The organism is Oleiphilus sp. HI0117 (assembly GCF_001635235.1).
In genome coordinates this window covers 1-2,930 of the sequence record NZ_LWGA01000921.1, presented here as the reverse complement: position 1 = coordinate 2,930, position 2,930 = coordinate 1, and the positions used below count along the sequence as shown (strand labels likewise).

The following is a 2,930-nucleotide window of genomic DNA, read 5'->3' as shown; positions in this document are numbered from 1 at the left end:
AGCAGACACTTGCTCATGCCAGGGAGATGTTGGAGACCGCATAAAAACTATAAACCACCGAGAACACTGAGCAACTTTCAGCCTTCACAGAGAAAAGCTTTTAAGACTTTTCTTTTTTCTCGGTGAAGCGTAGCGCCCTGTATCCTCTGTGGTTAATTATTCTTTATAAAAAAAGCCGCCTCAAAGAGCGGCTTTAGAAAACACAGTAATATCAAATCTTACTTCTTGGGACGAACATACAGCGTAAGGTTGTGATCGACTAATTCATAACCATGCTCTTCTGCAATTTCATGCTGACGCCTTTCAATAACAGGGTCTAGAAACTCAATAACTTTACCGCTTTCGGTATCGACCATATGGTCATGATGATCATCTTTCGCCAACTCGAATACCGCATGTCCACCCTCAAAGTTATGACGCAAGACCAGACCGGCAGCCTCAAACTGGGTAAGTACACGATAAACGGTCGCCAAACCTACATCATCACCCGATTCCAATAAAGCCTTATAGACATCTTCCGCACTCATATGGTGCTCATCAGCTTCTTCCAAAAGCCCCAATACTTTTAATCGTGGTAAGGTAACTTTCAAACCAACTTTTTTTAACTCTGAGTTGTCTGGCATGATTTATTTGTAATCCTATTCACAGCGTTTGCACGAATCAGGTATCATGCCTCGCTATAATGTTAGTTTCTTCTTTACAACATACTTTGCTTGCGTTTCGCCTATCTTCATAAAGATCAGCCGAAAACATTGTAAAGCAAAGATAATGGAATTCAAAAATTAGATGCAAAAGTTTTTAATTATTATTCTCACCGCTTTAAGCATAAGCGCCTGTAGCTTTCCTGGCGTTTTCAAAATCAATGTCCAGCAAGGCAACATCATCACCCAAGACATGCTCGACACATTAAAAGCAGGTATGACTAAAAAACAGGTTCACTTCGTATTAGGTGCTCCCGTTCTAGACAACACCTTCGATACAGAACTCGAAAACTACGTATACACCTATCAAGTTGCGGGCGGTGAAATCGAGAAACAAACCATAAAAGTCTACTATAGCCAAGGCGTGTACCAACGCTACGAAGGCACACTACTTGAGAGCAACCCAGCATATTAAGCGCTCTATTTAGTCTTTCTTTGCCGCCCGATTTAAGCGAGCCTGTTTAGGGTCGATCATTAATGGGCGGTAAATTTCAATACGATCCCCTTCTTTCAGCTCCTGCTCCAGTGGTTTACGAACCGCTTTACCAAATATTCCCATATCGGCCTTATCGAAATCTATCTCAGGAAAAACCTTATCAATTCCCGAGTTTTTTGCCCCATCAAAAACGTTGGTACCCGGCTTCACCTCGACTGTTAGTATTTTCTGCTTATCAGGCGCGGCATAGGCAACTTCTATTTGGATCATATTTTCCATTATTTACGTTTCCTTAACAATATAATTGATTTGCACGTTCACAGAACGCATCAACCATCGAGTTAGCTGCCTGATTAAATACCTTGGCAAAGGCCATTTTTGCCAAATTTTGTTTAATCTCAAAATCGAGCGTAAGTTCAACCTTACAAGCTCCTTCTTTCAGGTGAATAAATTCCCAGGCGCCTTTTAAATAGCTGAAAGGTCCCTCCACCAGGCTCATAATAATTCTGCCATCTTCAGACAAGTCGTTACGCGTGGTAAACGACTGCTTCAGCGCGCCCTTTTGAACCTCAATGCTCGCCAACATATACTCCGATTCAGACTCCAAGACCTGCGAGCTTGAACACCAAGGAAGAAACTGCGAGTAAGCCGCCACATCATTTACCAGTGCACTCATACGCTCAGCAGAGTGCATAACCAAGGCACTACGATTAATACTTAAAGACATTCACATCACCCTAAACTATCTTACCTCTATTGTACCCGCCAAGACCGTGGTCGCCTAGCCTCAATAAAAACACGCAACATAAATTTTCAGAAGGCTGGCACAAATGACTGAAACATGGTGTAGAATGGTTCATTTTTATAGCCCTAGAAACGTTTAGGTCTATTTGTACGAGATAGTGATAACAATAGATATATGGCCAAGAAAAAACCAAAACAACTGCCAGGCACCATTGCTCTCAATAAGAAAGCTAAACACGACTACCATATTGAAGAAAAGTTCGAAGCCGGACTCGCTCTAACAGGGTGGGAAGTCAAAAGCTTAAGAGAAGGCAAAGCTCAGCTTACGGATTCACACGTATTCCTAAAAAACGGTGAAGCCTGGCTTCTTAACGTCTATATCACACCGCTAACGTCAGCGTGCACTCACGTTATCGCTGAACCAACGCGCCAACGAAAGCTATTGCTACATAAAAAAGAAATCGCAAAGATAAATGCCAAAATGAACCAAGCTGGACACACCTGTGTTGCATTGGCGCTTTATTGGAAAGGAAACCACATCAAATGCGAGATAGCACTGGCCAAAGGTAAGAAAGATCACGATAAACGAGATGCCGAGAAGAACCGTGACTGGGATCGCCAGAAAGCACGTATTGTTCGAGAACACGTAAAATAAATAGGCTTGCCTTGTATTCCCAACAAGCGCCCCTATATAATGACTAACAATTAAATTACGGCATAAGCGACAGTTGCTAAAACACTGGCCGGGACTCGACGTAGTCGAAGCCAAACGCTTAATCTTGGTAAAAGTTACGGGGACGACATGGGCTTATGCCTGTTTTGTCTCAAATTGAAAGCCAATTTCTTGGCCTTCAAAAGGCATAAGCGACAGCGGCTCCGCCCGCTGGCCGGGACTCGACGCAGTCGAAGCCAGACGCTTAATCTTGGTAAAAGTTACGGGGACGACATGGCTTCGACGCTGGTAACAAAACCAAAGGTGCATGCCGAGTGTATAGTGGCACTCGTACTCCAATCGCTATAACTCATAGTTGCAAATGATGACAACTACG

5 protein-coding genes and 1 other RNA gene are annotated in these 2,930 nt (G+C 43.1%); 3 read left to right on the top strand and 3 right to left on the bottom strand.

The features are described from left to right. Positions 1-218: 218 nt before the first annotated feature. Positions 219-623 (bottom strand): ferric iron uptake transcriptional regulator, encoded by a 405-nt coding sequence (fur, locus tag A3757_RS16475; RefSeq protein ID WP_068514042.1) that lies wholly within the window; start codon positions 621-623, stop codon positions 219-221. Positions 624-786: 163 nt separating this feature from the next. Between fur and A3757_RS16470 the strand changes: the two genes are divergently transcribed. Then, positions 787-1,116, top strand: coding sequence for an outer membrane protein assembly factor BamE (locus A3757_RS16470; RefSeq protein WP_068514039.1), 330 nt, complete (start codon positions 787-789; stop codon positions 1,114-1,116). Positions 1,117-1,125: 9 nt separating this feature from the next. Here the strand turns inward: A3757_RS16470 and A3757_RS16465 are convergent, their stop codons facing one another. Both A3757_RS16465 and A3757_RS16460 read right to left on the bottom strand, forming a co-directional pair. Next, positions 1,126-1,416, bottom strand: coding sequence for an RnfH family protein (locus A3757_RS16465; RefSeq protein ID WP_082865264.1), 291 nt, complete (start codon positions 1,414-1,416; stop codon positions 1,126-1,128). Between the two features lie 13 nt (positions 1,417-1,429). Further along, positions 1,430-1,864, bottom strand: coding sequence for a type II toxin-antitoxin system RatA family toxin (locus tag A3757_RS16460; RefSeq protein ID WP_068739943.1), 435 nt, complete (start codon positions 1,862-1,864; stop codon positions 1,430-1,432). A 192-nt stretch (positions 1,865-2,056) separates the two neighbouring features. On the opposite strand from A3757_RS16460, the gene smpB reads away from it, so the two are divergent. Then, the gene (gene smpB, locus A3757_RS16455) at positions 2,057-2,536 is read left to right on the top strand and encodes an SsrA-binding protein SmpB (RefSeq protein WP_068514034.1); all 480 of its coding nucleotides are present in this window, start codon (positions 2,057-2,059) and stop codon (positions 2,534-2,536) included. A gap of 282 nt (positions 2,537-2,818) precedes the next feature. After that, positions 2,819-2,930, top strand: a transfer-messenger RNA (tmRNA) gene (gene ssrA / locus A3757_RS16450); the annotation flags it as partial.